The 14787-nt window shown below is 68.6% G+C and carries 12 protein-coding genes; 4 read left to right on the top strand and 8 right to left on the bottom strand.

All coding sequences use genetic code 11. The features are described 5' to 3' along the window. Positions 1–17: 17 nt before the first annotated feature. The gene (locus tag QZ647_RS12685; RefSeq protein ID WP_291272517.1) at positions 18–863 is read right to left on the bottom strand and encodes a uracil-DNA glycosylase; all 846 of its coding nucleotides are present in this window, start codon (positions 861–863) and stop codon (positions 18–20) included. Between the two features lie 64 nt (positions 864–927). On the opposite strand from QZ647_RS12685, the gene QZ647_RS12680 reads away from it, so the two are divergent. The 3 genes from QZ647_RS12680 to QZ647_RS12670 are packed head-to-tail and all read left to right on the top strand — an operon-like array spanning position 928 to position 2304. Next, positions 928–1443 (top strand): RNA polymerase sigma factor, encoded by a 516-nt coding sequence (locus QZ647_RS12680; protein WP_286354955.1) that lies wholly within the window; start codon positions 928–930, stop codon positions 1441–1443. Beyond that, complete coding sequence (locus QZ647_RS12675; protein WP_291272516.1) at positions 1430–1966, top strand: hypothetical protein; 537 nt, start codon at positions 1430–1432, stop codon at positions 1964–1966. Before QZ647_RS12680 ends, QZ647_RS12675 begins: the two co-directional genes overlap by 14 nt. Before the next feature lie 50 nt (positions 1967–2016). Next, entirely contained in the window at positions 2017–2304 is a 288-nt protein-coding gene (locus QZ647_RS12670; RefSeq protein WP_286354957.1) for a hypothetical protein, read from the top strand. A gap of 29 nt (positions 2305–2333) precedes the next feature. Here the strand turns inward: QZ647_RS12670 and QZ647_RS12665 are convergent, their stop codons facing one another. The 3 genes from QZ647_RS12665 to QZ647_RS12655 all read right to left on the bottom strand — a co-directional run bounded on the left by QZ647_RS12665 (position 2334) and on the right by QZ647_RS12655 (position 8080). After that, on the bottom strand, positions 2334–4280 hold the full coding sequence (locus tag QZ647_RS12665; RefSeq protein WP_291272515.1) for a helicase-associated domain-containing protein: 1947 nt from the start codon (positions 4278–4280) through the stop codon (positions 2334–2336). 69 nt (positions 4281–4349) lie between these two features. Further along, positions 4350–4955, bottom strand: a complete 606-nt coding sequence (locus QZ647_RS12660; protein ID WP_291272514.1) for a hypothetical protein — start codon at positions 4953–4955, stop codon at positions 4350–4352. Positions 4956–4966: 11 nt separating this feature from the next. Then, positions 4967–8080: a dockerin type I domain-containing protein gene (locus QZ647_RS12655; protein ID WP_291272513.1), complete on the bottom strand. Its 3114-nt coding sequence runs from the start codon at positions 8078–8080 to the stop codon at positions 4967–4969. Positions 8081–8291: 211 nt separating this feature from the next. On the opposite strand from QZ647_RS12655, the gene QZ647_RS12650 reads away from it, so the two are divergent. Beyond that, positions 8292–10037 (top strand): DNA repair helicase XPB, encoded by a 1746-nt coding sequence (locus tag QZ647_RS12650; RefSeq protein ID WP_291272512.1) that lies wholly within the window; start codon positions 8292–8294, stop codon positions 10035–10037. Here QZ647_RS12650 and QZ647_RS12645 read toward each other — a convergent pair. Genes QZ647_RS12645 through QZ647_RS12630 form a run of 4 tightly spaced genes read right to left on the bottom strand, consistent with a single transcriptional unit; the run spans position 10034 to position 14730 of the window. Further along, on the bottom strand, positions 10034–10618 hold the full coding sequence (locus QZ647_RS12645; RefSeq protein ID WP_291272511.1) for a phosphatidylglycerophosphatase A: 585 nt from the start codon (positions 10616–10618) through the stop codon (positions 10034–10036). The genes QZ647_RS12650 and QZ647_RS12645 overlap by 4 nt on opposite strands. Beyond that, positions 10611–11855 carry an FtsX-like permease family protein gene (locus tag QZ647_RS12640; protein WP_291272510.1) on the bottom strand — a complete coding sequence of 415 codons (1245 nt, stop codon included), beginning with the start codon at positions 11853–11855 and terminating at the stop codon, positions 10611–10613. Before QZ647_RS12640 ends, QZ647_RS12645 begins: the two co-directional genes overlap by 8 nt. Further along, complete coding sequence (locus QZ647_RS12635) at positions 11852–12526, bottom strand: ABC transporter ATP-binding protein (RefSeq protein WP_291272509.1); 675 nt, start codon at positions 12524–12526, stop codon at positions 11852–11854. Before QZ647_RS12635 ends, QZ647_RS12640 begins: the two co-directional genes overlap by 4 nt. 26 nt (positions 12527–12552) lie before the next feature. Beyond that, a complete protein-coding gene (locus QZ647_RS12630) occupies positions 12553–14730 on the bottom strand; it encodes a DUF5916 domain-containing protein (RefSeq protein ID WP_291272508.1) in 2178 nt (725 codons plus the stop codon). Positions 14731–14787 lie beyond the last annotated feature (57 nt).

The raw sequence follows: 14787 nt of genomic DNA, 5'->3' as shown, positions 1-14787 counted from the left end.
TCCTCCGTCCTCCGTCCTCAGTCTTCCGATCCGGCGGGACGGTCGATCCACTCCTTCGCCGCTTTAAGATCCGCCCAGACGGCGCGGCGCACATCCTGCGTGTACTGGCGCAGCACATAGGCAGGGTGGAAGGTGGGCATGACGGGGATCTCCCGGCCGCCGACCTGCACGCGTTTCCACTGGCCCCGCACCCGGGTGATCCCTTCGCTGATGCCCACCAGCTCGCGCAGGGGCGTGGCCCCCAGCGTGACGATCACGGCGGGGCGGATGAGCTCGATCTGGCGGTGCAGGTAGCCCAGGCAGGCGCGGGCCTCCTCGGGCATGGGCGTGCGGTTGTCCGGGGGGCGGCACTTGACGACATTCGCGATGTAGGTCTCTTCGCGTTTCAGGCCGATGGCCCCGATCATCTTGTCCAGCAGCTCACCGGCCTTGCCCACGAAGGGCCGGCCCTGCAGGTCCTCGTCGCGGCCCGGGCCTTCGCCCACGAACATGAGCCTGGCGTGGGGATCGCCCTCGCCGAAGACGAACTTCAGGCGGCCTGGGCCCAGGGGGCAGGCCAGGCAGCCCTGGATGGCCTGCTGCAAGGCCGTCAGATCGTTGGCGGTGGCCACGGCCTCGGGGGGCGGGCAGCCGATGGGATCGACCGGCGGTGCATAGGCCGAGGGCGCGGGGGGGGCTGGCCTGGGTGCCCGTTTGGCTTCGGGGCTGGCCGTGGCGCGGACCGGCACCGGCCGTGCGGAGGGCGAGGAGGACGGCACACCCGCCTGGGGCTGGGCCGGGACGGGTTCCACCGGTTCGCGCACGAATCCCATCACCCCCAGATCCTCGAGGGTGTCCCGCCAGGCTCGGAGAGGCTCGTCCATGGCTTCCAGCCTAGCCCGGAACTTCCGCCCTGCATCGGGCATCCTAGATCGTCGGAGCCCGTGCATGGAGCAGTCCCCCCAAGAAACCCCATTCGGCACCCAGGAGGCTTTCCATGCCGCCTTTGCCGAACTTTATCCAAGGCTCGTGAGCTATGCACGGCGTTACGGGGCGACCTTTCCGGAGGACATCGCCCAGGAGGCCTTCGTCATCCTCATGCAGCGGGAGGAGCGGGTGGAGCATCCCACCGCCTTCCTGTACGGCACCGTGCGAACCCTGTCCCTGACCGAGCGCCGCCCCATGAAGAACCAGAACCTCAGCCTGGAATCCGTTGCCGAGCCCGGCCTGGCCGGGGGTGCGGACGATCTGGTGCTGAACCAGGAGGTCCGGGAGCGGATGCGGCTGCTGTCGCCCACCTTCCGCGAAGCCCTGTGGTTGTTCGTGGTCGAGGGCCTCGCCATCCGGGAAATCGCGGACATCCTCAACATCCCCGAGGCCACCGTGAAGACCCGCATCCACCGGGCCAAGGCCCAACTCAAAGATCAGCTCAACCCCTCAGGAGGCGTGCATGTCCTGGTCTGATCCCGCTCGGCGATTCGAACCTGCCGAGGATGTTCAGTTGCGGGCCGAGCTCCGCGACCTGCTGGGCCTCGGCCCCGTGGCCGCCAGCACCCCCGCGGTGCCCAGCGCCGGGCCCAGCCCCGAATTGACCGCCCTGGCGGATGACCTTCGCCGCGAGGCCCTGCGCCGCCGCCGCACCGAACGCAAGCGGCCCTCCTGGGGCCTCCTGGCTGCCGCCGCCCTGCCGCTCCTGGCCGCCCTGGCCGGCATGGGCACCTGGGGCTTCCAGCAGAAGCAGCGGGCCGATGGCCTCGCGGCCCAGGCCCAGCAGCAGTCCCGGGAACTGGACCGGCTGGCCGCCGCCCACGCCTCGGATCTGGCCAAGGAGCGCCAGGCCAAGGAGGAAGTCCAGCAGCAGCTTCAGCTGGCTTCCAAGAAGGGGGGAGGGCGGAAGGCGGATCCCTATCTGGTCATCCCCGTGGAAAAGCCCCTGAAGTTCCAGGGTGACGATTATCAGCGGGTCAAGCAGAAGCCCCAGCAATAGCCCCCACCGCAGCGGCACGATCCTGGCAATCTGAAGGGCAAGGTGTGCCCATGGCCAGCAATCCATTGCTTCTCCTCATCCTCCTCCTTTCGGCCCTCGCCACGGTGTTGGCCGGGATGGGCGTGTTCAGCAACAACCGCCCGCCCGATCCCCGCCTGAACAACCTGATGAACGAGCTCGACGACATCAAGGGCATGCTTTCCCAGCTCCAGAAATCCGTCCTTCAGACGGAGCGGAAGCTGGAAAAGGAGATCCAGACCAACCGGAACGAGAACCGGGAGGTGGTCGAGAAGCTGGCCGATGTGCTCGACAAGCGGATGAAGGAGCTGGTGGGCTAAGGCTGGGTGAGGACCGCGTATCGCGGCCCTCACCCAGCCTGGCTGTGGTTGGCGGGGGTCCAACCGCGCTCGTTGAGGAGCTTCACACCCTGAATGCGGGTGAGGCGGAAGGCCATCTCCTCCTGGTGGAGGTGGCAGAAGGCCAGCAGGTGGTCCTCCTGGATGGTGCGCGGTGACACGCGGCGAAGCTGGGTGCGGTGGGCCGCCGGGGGCAGGTAGGTGAGCTCCACCATGAGGGTGTGGCCGCCCGCGTATTCGAGGATGCGCTGCACCTCTTCGGCCAGCTGGTCCTCGCCGCCCAGGTGCAGCATGGGGATGCGGCGCTGGACTTCCTGGTAGAGGAAGGGGTCCTCGTCGTGGAGGCGCTGGAGCGACGAGCGCACCATCTGCTGCACCGGCTCCAGGTGGTGGTTCATGCCCTTCTCGTCGACGAAGGCGAGGGCGGCCAGGGCCCAGAGGTAGAGCTTTTCGTCGGCATCCAGGCTCAGGGCCAGGAAACGGCCGGGTTTGGGCATGAAGCCCGCCTGCTTGAGGAGGGCGTGGGCATTGCCGTCACCGCGCACCTCCAGCACGGTGTCGGAGAGCGAGCCCAGCTTGAGGGGGGCCAGCTCGGGCCGCAGCTTCAGTTCATCGGCCAGGTGCGGCGTGCGGGCCCGGACGAGCCTCACGCCCTGGTGCACTTCCACCTCGCCCACGCGGCGGGAGAGATCCTCCAGCAGCTGAAGCAGGGGCTGGGGCAGGGTCTGCGTGGAGGCGCCCAGGCGCTGGCCCAGGTCGTCGAGGGGGACGCCCGCGTCGAGGGCCCGCACCAGGGTGGCGTGGCTCACGCGGAAGGTGCCCATGGCGTCGAGGGCCTCCACATCGGCCAGCTGGGCGAGCTGGAGCAGGCGGTGGGGGTTCTGGAGCAGAGGGGTCAGCAGCTCGAGCGTGGGCTGCAGGACCATGGGCTGATCCAGCGCCAGGGGTTGCCAGTGGGCGGCGGTGGCCTTGAGGTCGCGCAACAGGTACTCGTGGGCCAGGGCCTCGCCATGTTCCGTGAGCTGAAGGTGGGCGAAGTCCGCATCGCCCCGGATGATGCCCATGCGGCTGAGGAAAGGCAGGAAGACTGACCGCGTGCGCTCCTCGTCCAGGGGGTGCAGGGTCTTGAGGAAGGCGAGGAAGGGCTGGACGGCGAGCACCTGGCCCCGGCGCTCCAGCAGGTGCTGCATGAGGAAGTGGCGATCCTCGGCGGGAGGCATGCCCCAGGCCTTGAGATCGTGCTCGAGGAGGCTGGCGAAGGCCCGCTCGGCCACCCAGCGCGGCGGATGGCTGGTCACGGCGGGGAGCAGCGTCTCCACGCGTCCATCGCGGTTCCAGAGCAGGCCCAGCCGGTGCAGCAGCGTGAAGAGCAGCGTGGCGTCCTGCTCCTCCTGGAGCATGGCGTTGCGCTGCATGAGCTGGCCCAGCTCCTTCTTGGCGGGGAGGCCACCCTTCAGCACGCGCAGGCCGGGCACGCAGCGGAGCAGGACGCTCGTGAGGGCCAGGGAGAAGCGGAAGGGTTCGGCGGCCCGCAGCTTGACCTCGGCAGGGGCCTGGAAGCTCAGGGCACCGTCGTCGAAGTCATCAAGGGCATCGGCCACCCGCTCGGCCACGCCCCAGCCCTCACCGTCGGGCAGGATGAGGCCGAGGTCACGCAGGGCCTCGAGGGTGCCGGTCGCGGGCAGGATGCCTTCGCTGGCGAGGTGCTTGAGGGCGACCAGGGAGCCGCTGTCGAGATCCGCCAGGGTGTCCGACAGCCGCTTGTGGTCCTCCAGGTGGAAGACCATGGTCTTCAGCAGACGCACACGGCCCTCGGCGCCATCTTCCCACCGGATGGGAATGGGCAGGCGTCGGCGTTCACAGATGGTCCTGAGCTGCTCATCCGAGCAATTCGAAAGGAGCTGGTAGTGCGTGAGCGTCATGGGCACCTGGGTACAGACGATCGTCCAGTGTCCCACGAATCCTCAGAGCGCTCACGCACAAAAAAAGCGCCCGGGGGGTCCGGGCGCCGGGATGAGCGGGGGGGCCTACTGGGCCGTGAGGGTGCCCACGCTGACGGTGATGGCCGTGGGATTGGAGGCCTTGTCGGTCAGGACCTGGCATTTGGCCGCATCGGCACTGAGGGTGATGGCGGTGCCCTGGGCCAGACCCAACCCGGATTTCAGATCGAGGGCCACCCGGAGCAGCGGGCCATTGAGAGAGGCCGGGGCCGTGGGGTCCTTCTGGGCGATGGTGGCCTGGAGCACCCCGCTGGTGGCCTTGGCCTTCTGGATGGGGGTGCCGCTGCCGAGGGTGAACTGGGTGCCGTTCTGCATCAGCACCGCCGTGGTGCCGCCGGCGGGGACATCGACCCAGGTGGCCTTGGCGGCATCGGTGCTGAGGGTGATGGAAACCCCCATGGCCGTGCCGGTGCTGGGGCCGACGAGGTCGAGTACCAGGTGCGACCCGGAGCTGGAGGCGTTCTTCACCAGCTTGTAGGTGCCGCTGGCGGGATCGACATAGGCGAGGCTCGTGGCGGTGGCGGGCGGTGCGGGCGCGGGAGTGGAGGAGCCGCCGCCCCCGCCGCCGCAGCCCAGGAGGGTGGCCAGCGCCAGGACAGCGGAGCCGGAGAGGAGCTTGGTCATCGGGGTCATGGTCATCTCCATCACAGGCCGGCGAGCAGGAGGGTGAGGTCGGCGTCGTCGACCTTCCCGTCCCCGTTGAAATCACAGGCCACATTGGTGCTGCCGTAGTACTTCGCGAAGAAGAGCAGATCGCGGAGGTCCACCACGCCATCGCCGTTCAGGTCCATGGTCGTCACGGTCACCGTGGCCGTGCCGGCCGTGGTGCCGGGCCAGACGCTGGTGGCGGTGATGGTGTAGGTCCCGGCGGTGGCGGGGGCGGTGTAGGCGCCTGCCGATGTGATGGCGCCTCCGCTGGCCGTCCAGGTGACGGCCTGGCTCGGCGCATTCGCCACGGCGGCGGCAAAGGTGAAGGTGCCGCCCGTGAGAAGGGTCTTCGTCGTGGGCGTCACGGACACGGTCACGGCGGCCGGCGTGTAGACATTGACCGTGGCCGTCGCGCTGGCCGAGGAGGCCTCGTTGCTGGTGGCCGTGACGGTGTAGATTCCGGGTGTGGCCGAGGCGGTGTAGGTGGTGGCGCTCCCGCTGGCGGTCTGGGCCGGGCTCACGGCCCCGCCGCTGGACGCGGTCCAGTTCACCTTGTTGTCCGCCGTGAAATTGGTCACGGTGGCCGTGAAGGTCGTGGTGGCCGACGGGTTCAAATTGAACGAGGTCTTGTCGAGGGTGACGGCGGTCTGGTTGGCCGTGGTCGTCTGCAGCTCCCACACGCCGCGGCCGTAGGTGGCGGCGCGGAGGAAGCTGCCGTCCGGCGCGATGTAGAGATCGCGCACGGCGACCATGGGCAGGTTGTTGCCGTAGCGGGCCCAGGTGGTGCCGCCGTCGGTGCTCTGGTAGACGCCGAAATCCGTCCCGGCGAACAGGGTGTTGAGGCTGCCGGGGAGGTTCTGGACGACATGGACCGGGATGCCGAAGGGCAGGCCGTTGCTGGCGCCGGCGGCTCCGTCGATGGAAGTCCAGTTGGCGCCACCATTGACGCTCTTGAAGAGGTGGTGGGCGGTGGCGTCCGGCGCGACGGTGGCGCCGTAGACGATCTGGTCGTTCTGGGTGTTGAACCAGATGTAGCTGGTGTTGAGCTTCCCGGCCGTGATGTCGCCAGAGTCGGTCCAGGTGGCGCCATCGTTGTAGGTGGTCCAGAAATGGCCGCCGCTGCTGGCCGCGCCGACGGCGTTGGAGCTGCGGGAGCCGTTCACATTCCGGAGCGTCCGGCCCGAAGTGGAGAAGCCGGTCATGGTCATGGCGGACCAGTTGCTGCCGAAGTCCGTGCTCTTGTAGACCTTGCTGTTGACGAAGGTGTAGACGGTGTCCGGCGAGGCCGTGGGGCCGAGGGCGATCTTGGGGGCGAAGGGGGCCGAGCTGGAGTTGTTCGACTCGCTGATGCCGGTGGACGAGGCCGTGAAGGGCGTGGCACCGCCGTCCGTGCTCTTGTAGATGCGCGTGTAGTAGATGGACCCCAGCATCAGGTCCCCATTGGCCGGGTGGATCAGGGTGCCGAAGCCATCCCCGCCGATCATGTCCTCGAAGACCCCGCTGGTCTGCAGACCCGAGCCGCTGCCCTGGCGGACGCGCGTGCCGTTGTCCTGCATGCCCAGAGTGATGCGCCACTTGGCGTTTGCCGGCGTGGCGGCCGTCGTGGACCCCAGGTTGTAGACCATGTGGGTGCTGAGGCCCTTGTTGCGCCGGTTGTCGATGAACGAGAGGTCATCCGTGGCGGTGGGCACGGTGACGCGCCAGGGGTCTCTCAGAATCGCCAGGCCACCGTCATTGGCCACATAGAGGGTGCCATTGGACCAGGCCGTGGCGTGGTTGTCGGCGTGGGTGTAGGGGTGGCCGTTGCCATACCAGTGCGTGAGCTGGGTCCAGCTGGTGCCGCCGTCCATGCTGCGGTAGAGCGCCAGATTGGAACCCACCACGATCCGCAGGGGGTTCGTGGGGTCCACGGCGAGGCCGTGGTTGTACCAGCCCTGGCCGCCGTCGCTGGTCATCTGCGGCCCGGTGCCCTGGAAGAGCCCGCCGCTGATGGTGGGGGCGGCCACCCAGGTCCAGGTGAGGCCCTTGTCGGTGCTCTTCAGGACGCCCCGGGCCACCTTGGTGCTGGCGGCCGTGGTGTCCTCCACGATGCCGTAGGCCGTGGTGCCATCCCCGCCGGCAGCCAGGGTGATGCGGCCCATGGGGAAGGTGACGCCGGTGATGGTGGCCAGCGTCCAGGTGGCCCCGGCATCGGCGGAGGTGTAGATCTGGCCGGCCGTGCCCTGGATGGAGCACGCGAGATCGGTGCCGGTGAACTTCTGGATGGACCAGGCATCTCCCGTTGCCGGGGCACCGGCGGCCGGGGCGAAGGTGGCGCCGCCATCGTTGGAGACCTTCAGGCCATCGTTGGTGGCCCAGAGAACGCGGGTGGCCGTCAGGGGGAGGATCGAGTGCGAGCGGGTGGCGTTGCCCAGGCCGGCGGTGGCCGCGGTCCAGGTGGCGCCGCCATCGGGGGTCTTGTAGAAGCCGCGACCTTCGGCGTCGAAGGGATCGCCGAGGCCCACATACAGGACCTTGGCATCGGCCGGGCTCATGGCCAGGGCGCCGATGGACACATTGCCGCCGGAGCCGCTGGCGGGCAGGTCATCGGTGATGGCGGTCCAGGTCCAGTCGCCCGTGGCATTCAGATCCGCGTTGGTGCACTTGAAGACGCCGCCGCCGCTGGTGGCCAGGTAGAGGGTGGTCGCCGTGGTGGGGTGGGGCACAACGGCCACGGGGCGGCCGCTGTCGATGCCGCTCCAGGTCGCGTCCACGAGGTTGGAGGTGGGGCCGAGGTTGGTCCAGGAGAAGCCGCCGGTGCCGCTGGGGGCGGGCAGGATGGCCGCCAGGGCGCGGTCGGTGCTGGCCTTGGGTAGGAGGTGGCCCCACTTCCGGATTTCCTCGGCGGCGGCGCGGTTCTTGAAGTCCATGTAGTCGGGCGTGAGCTTGCCGCCGAACCAGTAGAGGTCCCAGTCCCGGCGGAGGTCGGCGCGGTCGTGGCCGTTGAGGGCATCCGGCCCGACCCGGGCGGGGAGCGACCGGCGGCGGAGCACCGGGTTGGTGGGCGCCTGGGCCTCCAGGCCGCAGGCCACCACCAGGGCCAGAGAGGTGAGGACTCGAGTCATCGGCATGCCCATGGGGCGCTCCAAAAAATGAGAATCCCGGCGAGGCGGGGAGGGGCTTCGGGGGGTCCCCAACTATACGCTTCGAGGGGGCTTCTGATCGTCTGACTTTTCCTTAATGAACACCTCGGATGCCGAGGGAATCCGGCCCCTTCCCAACCGCTTCATTGACCCCTCCGGCCCAGGCTTCTAGGCTGAAAGGTTTGAGCCTGCTGACGCCGTGATCGCCCTCCGACCCGACAATCCCCTGATCGTCCAGAGCGATCGCACCCTGCTGCTCGAGGTGGCGCACCCTGATTTCGAGCAGGTGCGCGATGAGCTGGCGCGCTTCGCCGAGCTGGTGAAGAGCCCTGAGCACATCCACACCTACCGCATCACGCCCCTGAGTCTCTGGAATGCCTCGGCGTCGGGTGTGGCCTGCGCGGACATCCTCGACACCCTGAACACCTGGTCCAAGTACCCGGTGCCGCAGAACTTGCTGCAGGAGATCGAGGACCACGGCACGCGCTACGGCAAGTTGCGTCTGGTGGCCAAGGGGGATCGCCTGGCACTGGAGATGGATGACCGGGGCCTCTTCTGGGAGCTGGAGAACCAGAAGTCCCTGTTCGGGCTGCTGGCGGAGCCCTATCCGGACGAGAAGGGCATCTTCCTGCACACGGGGATGCGCGGCGAGGTGAAGCTGCAACTCATCCGCTTGGGCCACCCCGTTCAGGACATGGCCGGCTACAAGCCCGGCGATCCGCTGCCCTTCGAGCTGTCGCCCATCACCAAGCAGAATGGCAAGCCCTTTGGCCTGCGGCACTACCAGCAGGCCGCGGTGGATGTCTTCCACGCGGGGGGAGGGCCCGACGGCGGCGCGGGCGTGCTGGTGCTGCCCTGCGGCGCGGGGAAGACGGTCATCGGCATTGGCTGCATGGGCAGCCTGCAGACGCACACCCTGGTGCTCACCACCAACGGCACTGCCGTGAAGCAGTGGAAACAGGAGCTTCTGGACAAGACCACCCTCACCGAGGACCAGGTGGGCCTCTATACGGGCGACACCAAGGAGATCAAGCCCGTCACCATCGCCACCTACCAGATCCTCACCTACCGCCGAAGCAAGACGGGACCCTTCGAGCACTTCAAGCTCTTCGAGGCCGCCAACTGGGGCCTGGTGATCTACGACGAAGTGCACATGCTGCCCGCGCCGGTGTTCCGTGCGGTGGCTGAGCTCCAGGCCAAGCGGCGCCTGGGCCTCACAGCCACCCTGGTGCGCGAGGACGGCAAGGAAGAAGATGTCTTCAGCCTCATCGGCCCCAAGCGGGTGGATGTGCCCTGGAAGATGCTGGAGAAGGACGGCTTCATCGCCACGGCCCACTGCCTCGAGATCCGGGTACCTCTGCCGACCGACGAGCGCATGGAGTACGCCGTGGCCGACCAGCGCCAGCGCTTCCGCATCGCCTCGGAGAACAGCCTGAAGCTGGCGGTGATGGACGAGCTGCTGGCCGGGCACCCCAAGGACAACATCCTCGTCATCGGCCAGTACCTCGAGCAGCTCCGGATCATCGGTGAGCGCCTGGGGGCGCCGGTGCTCACAGGGCAGACCCCCGAGAAGGAACGGGAGGTGCTCTTCCGGCAGTTCCGCGAAGGCCAGCTGCGGGTGCTCATCGTGAGCAAGGTGGCCAACTTCGCCATCGACCTGCCCGACGCCTCCGTGGCCATCCAGGTGAGCGGCACCTTCGGTTCGCGCCAAGAGGAGGCCCAGCGCTTGGGCCGCATCCTGCGTCCCAAGGGCGAGCGCAATGTGAGCTACTTCTACTCACTCATCAGTAGCGAAACCACCGAGCAGGAATTCGCCCGCAACCGCCAGCTGTTCCTCACGGAGCAGGGCTACCGCTACCTCATCGAGAGCCGCCGTTTCGACGACACGGGCCACCTCAATGAACCCGCCGTCTGGAAGCGGCTGCTGGAAGAAACCGCAGGCTAGCGCCACAGCTCCGGGTGCAGCAGCGACTGGGCACCCAGCCACTGGTCCAGGGGCCACACGAGGAGGGCGGCGAGCAGGCCTGCCAGCACATCGTCCATGACCACGCCCCAGCCCCCGGGCAGGCGCTGGGCGGTGTCCACGGGGCCGGGCTTCCAGATGTCGAAGAGGCGGAAGAGCAGGAAGGGCGTCACCAGCCGGGCGGTCCACAGGCTCCAGGGCTGGGGCTGGATCGTGACCATGAGGAGCAGCGGGGTGAGCGCGAACCAGAGGCCCGCCCACTCGTCGATCACGATGAACGAGGGGTCCTTCTGGCCCGTCTCCGCCACGACACATCCCGCCGCCCAGGTGGCCAGCAGGGTGAGGGCCAGGGGGGCCGCCAGCAGGAGCCAGGGTCCCCCGGTCCGGCCGCGCAGGCTGAGCACCAGCATCAGCCAGGCGCCCAGCCCGGCCAGACTGCCCCAGGTGCCCGGAGCCGGCCTCAGATACCCGCTGCCGAACCCCGTGGCCAGCCACCAGGCGACTCGCGGCGCCTTCTTTCCTGAGGACTGAGGACTGAGGACTGAGGTCTGTTCTTCAGACATGTCTCAGCGCCTCCACGATGCGCAGCCGAGCGGCCTTGAGGCCCGGGAAGAGGGCGCTCACCTGGAGGGTCGCCTGCAGACCCAGGGCCACGATGGCGTAGACGGCGGGGACGAAGTGGATGTTCAGTTCGTAGCCGTGGCTGGTGCCAGGAGGGGCGGGCATCTGGAGGTGGAGGGCGTTGAGCCCCGCCCGCAGCAGCAGCGTGGCCGCCAGGCCCAGGGCACTGCCCATGAAGCCCAGGAAGGCCCCCTCCCACTGGAGCAGCTTCAGCAGCTGCCCCGGCTGAAGGCCCATGGCCCGCAGGACGCCGAACTCGCGTACCCGCTCCATGACCGACATCAGAAGGGTGTTGACCGTGGCCAGCAGCACCACCAGGAACAGCACCAGGCCCATGAAGCCGAAGATGGCGAAGTAGAGCAGCTTCACCTGCCGGTAGAAGGAGGCCAGCTCGAACCAGGGCTTCACGGAGGTTTCCGGAAGCAGGGCCTGGATCCGCCCCTGCTCGGCGGCGGTGTCCTGGGGGCGCTTCAGGACGACGGACAGCCGTGACCGGGCCGCCCCTGCATCCAGGAGTTGCCCCGCGGTGCCCAGGCTTGCGGTGAGGACCCGATCGTTGAGTTCGCGAAGCCCGAGGTCCTGGAGACCCACGACCTCCACATCCACGGCGTTCAGCGCGCCGTCCCGGGTGGTGGACATCAGGGTGAGCGAGCTGCCCACCGAGGCACCCAGGGCCCGGGCCAGGCCCGCGCCGAGGACCACCTCCCGGGCGGAGGGATCGGCAGAGAGCCACCGGGAACCGGTGCCGCCGGGCGCTTTCGCACCATCCTTCAGCGAATCGAGGCAGGCCATGTGCTTCGGCTCCAGCACCGGATCCACGGCCGTGCCGAGGAAGGCCACGCTCTTCGCACCGCTGGACAGCAGGCCCATGAACTGGATGCGGGGCAGCACCTCGGCCACGGCCGGATCCTGGCGCAGCTTCAAGGCCAGCGCCTCCCCGTCGGGCAGGGCCCGCTCCAGACTCTGAGCCTCGTCGCCCTCCAGGGGGCCAGGGGGCATGACCTGGAGGTGGCCCAGGCCCCCGCGGATGGCGGCATCGGATAGCCCCTGGAAGGTCTGGGCCATGAAGCCCCCGGCCAGGCTCAGGGCGAGGAAGCCCGCCACCACCACCATGAGCGTGAGGGCCGTGCGTCGCCGCTGACGCAGCAGGTTGCGGAGGGCCAGGCGCGCGAGGATCACCGGTTCTCCTCGCCGACGAGCTTGCCATCCATGAGGCGAAAGATGTGGTTCGCCCGGGCGATGACGGCGGGGTCATGGCTGGCCACGAGGAAGGTGGCGCCGCGCTCGGCGGCCAGGTCCGCCATGAGATCCATGAGCGGCCCGCCATGGGCGTGATCGAGGCTGGCAGTGGGTTCGTCCGCCAGCACCAGGAGCGGATCCGGGGCCAGGGCGCGGGCGATGGCAACCCGCTGCTGTTGGCCGCCGCTCAGCTGGCCGGGGCGGTGGTGCAGGCGGTCCGTGAGCCCCACGCGGTCCAGGGCAGCGGCGGCGCGGCGGCGGGCCTCTGTCTCGGCGATGCCCTGGAGCTGCAGGGGCAGCATCGCGTTTTCCAGGGCAGACAGCACCGGCACCAGGTTGAAGGCCTGGAACACGAAGCCCAGGCGCCGCAGGCGGAGATCGCAGCGCTCCCGCTCAGAGAGGCTGGACACCTCCTGTCCATCCAGGAGGACGGCGCCCTCGTCGGGCTGATCCAGCAGGCCCGCCAGCTGGAGCAGGGTGGTCTTGCCGCTTCCGCTGGGCCCCGCCAGCACAGCCAGGCAGCCTTTCGGCACCGCCAGCGTCACGCCGAACACGCCGGCGCGCTCGCCGCCGAGTTCGTAGGCGCGGGTCAGGTTGCGGAACTGCAGCATCCGATCAGTGTAGCCTTCCCTTCGATTCAGAACTGCATGGCCCAGGCCAGTTTGGCGAAGAGCCCCCGCTCCACCATCCGTTCGGTGGGGAGGATGGCGAGGGGATCCCGACGCCGCTGGCCGGACCAGCCCACATAGGCGTTGGTGAAGGCATTGGGCTGCCAGCCCAGGAAGGCCTTGAGGAACTTGTCCACGCCGTCGATCTCCGAGCCGTCGTACCGCACCACGAAGGCCTGGGCCTTCAGGTAGAAGAAGCGCGGCATCTGGTAGGTGGCCGTGGTGGTCAGCTTCCGGGCCCGCACGAGCCGCAGGTCGTCGGATTCGCGGTTCAGCTCCGTCCTCTGGGCTGTCAGGTCGTAGCAGACATCCCCCACGGCGCCGCGGGAGCTGAAGCTGGTGGTGTGGATGCGCGCCGGGGCGCCGGTGGCCAGGTCGATGGTGCGCCCCTGGATGACCCGCGCCAGCAGCTGGGCCCAGCTGAGCTTCTTCCAGCTCAGGGCCATGTTGATGTTGCGGGTGGCGTTGGAGGTCACCTCGTCATCGGCCCAGGTGCGCCCCGCGATGTCCCAGTCCACGCTCCAGGCCCAGCGATCGGCCGTCTCCACATAGGCGCTCAGGCCCACGGCGCGGTCGAAGGGATTGCCGTTCCACCAGGTGAGGCGCCGTCCACGCAGGCTGGCGTTGGCCTGGGAGAATCGTCCGCCATTCCAGGTGCCTTGCCACCCGAAGGTCCCGGTCTGCTGGCGGTAACCCCGGAGGTCCGTGAAGCCCGATACCAGTACGAGGCCGGGGCTGGTGGTCTGGTTGACGGCTGAGGCGAACCAATGGCGGGTGTTCCAGTCCAGCTCGGCCGAGGTGGAGGTCCCTCGCTGGGAGAGGATGCCGCCGTCGGCTTGGGGCAGGCGCGAGGTGGCGCTCATGGCGCTGCCGATGACATGGAACTCGGAGCCCAGGTACTGATCCAGGTAAATGCCGCCGCTCTGACCTCCGGTGCTATCCGGCCCGCCCTGCAGGCGCTTGTCGGTGCCGAGGAAGGACAGGCCCGAGCCCCGCCCGTCCAGCTGAAGGCGCAGCGCGGCCGCCGTGTCGCGGGTGGGCAGCCCGTCCACGCCCCGGGCACCGTTGGCGCTCAGCATGAGGCCACCATCCTGATCCTTGGCGTGGAGCACGGTCCAGCTGGCCAGCGAATCCTGGCCTGAAACCTTGAGGCCGTAGAGGGGGCTCTGGATGGAGCGGCTGAAGAACTGCCGCTGGGCGGAGGGCGGGGAGAGGAGATCCATGCCCTCCAGGAAGAAGGGCCGCCGCTCGGGGTAGAACACCCGGAAGCGGCTGTTGATCTGGAGCGGGTCCACATCCGCGTCCGCCGTGGCGAAGTCAGGACGGTAGGTGCCCTCAAAGGTCAGGGCCGTGGTGGCGTAGCGGAGATCCATGCCCAGGCGGGTCTTGGATTCGGGGCGCGCGGCCGGGTCGGTTTCCAGCGACTGCGTGCGGGCATAGGTGGCGAAGGGGATCAGCAGGAAGGGGGAACCGGGCTTGTCCACCGGAGCACCGGAGACCCGGGCCATCTGGCAGATGTCGCACTGCACATCCTTGCTCATGCGGGGCCAGGAGATGCCGTAGCGCCGCTCCCGGGGGATGACGCGCAGGATGCGGAAGGCCCAGTCGCCCGGCCGCCGGCGCAGGCTGCTGTAGGGGATGCGCATCTTCACGACATAGCCGTCCGGGGTCAGCACGCCGGTGGAATCCCAGAGACAGTCGTAGGAGGCGTTCTCCCCGGTGCTGTCGGTCATGATCTCGTCGATCTGGCCACCCAGAGGTGTCACGAAAAAGCGGGCGATGCTCTGGCCCTTGCCGGAGGGATCCAGGTCCACGCCCACGAAGTCGAAGTCGCCGTTGTTGGTGTCGCGCATATGCCGGGCGGCATGGATCTTCGCGGGTTCAGGGTCCTTGGCCTCCACGGCCACATAGAGCGCATCGGGGCCCCAGCCCACATGGACGATGGTGGGCCAGCGGTTCTCGCCCTTGTCGTCCGGCATGATCATGCCGAACTCGGTGAGGACCAGGGCCTCCTTCCAGGTCGAGAGATCCGCGTCGCGGCCCATGGAGGGCGCCTGGGCCAGCCGGGGGATGGCGAGGCGGGGCGGGTTGGGCGCCTGAGCGGCCAGGAGGGGCAGGCACAGAAGGGTCAGGGCCGGAACACGCATGAAGGGATCCCCGAATCATAGAAGGACTCGGGTGGGCCTACGAGGGCTTTCGCAGAT

The sequence above is a fragment of the Geothrix sp. genome, assembly GCF_020622065.1.
Lineage (GTDB): Bacteria > Acidobacteriota > Holophagae > Holophagales > Holophagaceae > Geothrix.
This window is presented reverse-complemented; position numbering and strand designations above follow the sequence as displayed.

Bases quoted from the DNA above. Each gene is read 5' to 3' on its own strand.
- QZ647_RS12685 (WP_291272517.1), bottom strand. From the start codon at position 863: ATGGACGAGCCTCTCCGAGCCTGGCGGGACACCCTCGAGGATCTGGGG.
- QZ647_RS12680 (WP_286354955.1), top strand. From the start codon at position 928: ATGGAGCAGTCCCCCCAAGAAACCCCATTCGGCACCCAGGAGGCTTTC.
- QZ647_RS12675 (WP_291272516.1), top strand. From the start codon at position 1,430: ATGTCCTGGTCTGATCCCGCTCGGCGATTCGAACCTGCCGAGGATGTT.
- QZ647_RS12670 (WP_286354957.1), top strand. From the start codon at position 2,017: ATGGCCAGCAATCCATTGCTTCTCCTCATCCTCCTCCTTTCGGCCCTC.
- QZ647_RS12660 (WP_291272514.1), bottom strand. From the start codon at position 4,955: ATGACCCCGATGACCAAGCTCCTCTCCGGCTCCGCTGTCCTGGCGCTG.
- QZ647_RS12655 (WP_291272513.1), bottom strand. From the start codon at position 8,080: ATGCCGATGACTCGAGTCCTCACCTCTCTGGCCCTGGTGGTGGCCTGC.
- QZ647_RS12645 (WP_291272511.1), bottom strand. From the start codon at position 10,618: ATGTCTGAAGAACAGACCTCAGTCCTCAGTCCTCAGTCCTCAGGAAAG.
- QZ647_RS12635 (WP_291272509.1), bottom strand. From the start codon at position 12,526: ATGCTGCAGTTCCGCAACCTGACCCGCGCCTACGAACTCGGCGGCGAG.
- QZ647_RS12630 (WP_291272508.1), bottom strand. From the start codon at position 14,730: ATGCGTGTTCCGGCCCTGACCCTTCTGTGCCTGCCCCTCCTGGCCGCT.